At 67.3% G+C, this 1,277-nt stretch carries 2 protein-coding genes; one reads left to right on the forward strand and one right to left on the reverse strand.

Features of this window, described 5'->3' with window-relative positions:
• On the forward strand, positions 1-947 hold a 947-nt coding region (locus F6Q13_RS16785), incomplete at its 5' end, for a thiamine pyrophosphate-dependent enzyme (RefSeq protein WP_293058957.1).
• Positions 948-953: 6 nt separating this feature from the next.
• Here the strand turns inward: F6Q13_RS16785 and F6Q13_RS16790 are convergent.
• Positions 954-1,277, reverse strand: a 324-nt coding sequence (locus F6Q13_RS16790; RefSeq protein ID WP_293058960.1) for a DUF6390 family protein, incomplete at its 5' end; no start/stop codon positions are given.

Below are 1,277 nucleotides of genomic sequence, written 5' to 3' on the forward strand. Positions count from 1 at the left end.
CGCACGGTGGGCCCATTTTCTTATCCCACGGCGGCGCACAGCGCCTGGAAAACTATCCCGACAATTCCCGGATCATTCAAGTGGACCTGCGCGGCAGCCACATCGGCCGGCGCGTCCCGGTGGACCTCGGCCTGGTCGGCACCGTGAAGGACACCCTCGCCGGGTTGCAGCCGCTGCTGAAACCCAAGCACGACCGCGATCACTTGGAGCGCGCGCTGCGGCACTACCGCAAGACCCGCAAGTCGCTGGACGACCTGGCGGTCAACGATCGCGACCGCACCCCGATCCGCCCGGAATACGTCGCCCGGCTGGCCAACGAGTTGGCTGACGACGACGCGGTGTTCACCTACGACGTCGGCACGCCCACCATCTGGGCGGCGCGCTATCTGACCATGAACGGCCGGCGCCGGCTCATCGGATCGGCAACCCACGGCACGATGGCCGGCGCGGTGGCGCACGCGATCGGAGCGCAGACCGCCGACCGGCGACGCCAAGTGGTGGCGCTGGCCGGTGACGGAGGCCTGGCCATGTTGCTCGGGGAACTGGCCACCCTGACGCAGAACCGGCTGCCGGTCAAGGTGATCGTGTTCAACAACTCGTCGCTGAGCTTCGTGGAGCTGGAGATGAAGGCCGCCGGAATCGTCAACTTCGGCACCGAGCTGAACCCGGTCGACTTCGCCGCGATAGCCGCCGCGCTGGGTATGTTTGGTCGCCGCGTGGAAAAGCCCGGCGATCTCCCGGCCGCGTTGAGCGACGCCTTCGGCTATGCCGGGCCGGCCGTTGTCGACGTCGTCACCGCGCGCCAGGAATTGACCATCCCGCCGGTCATCACCGCCGAGCAGGCAAAAGGTTTCTCGCTGTACGCAATCCGCACCATCCTTGCCGGTCGCGGCGACGAACTGCTCGATCTGGTCAGCACCAACGTCGCCCGACGGATCCTGGACTGACACGGGTCACGGCGAGCGCTGCATCAACCGCTGATTGGTGACCGTCAACTGACGGGCCGTCGCGTCGGCCAGCGCCTCGATCTGTTCGGGTTGCAGCCGGCCGCACAACCGTCCCCAGTGCACCGCGACCTGATCACCCACCGCCACGTCGGGCACCGCGCTGTATCCGTCGGAGAACACCGCGAGCCGGCGCGTCGAGGGCTGTGACAGTCCCAGCGCACGACCATCCCAGACCAGTCGCCGGCAGGACAGCTCGACGTCGTCGCCGGAACGAGAGAGTACTTTGCCCCAGGTGATGCGGCAGTTGTCGAGGATGGTGAGGGGGTGTTG

Origin of the sequence: Mycobacterium sp. (assembly GCF_008709575.1) — a bacterium.
Lineage (GTDB): Bacteria > Actinomycetota > Actinomycetes > Mycobacteriales > Mycobacteriaceae > Mycobacterium.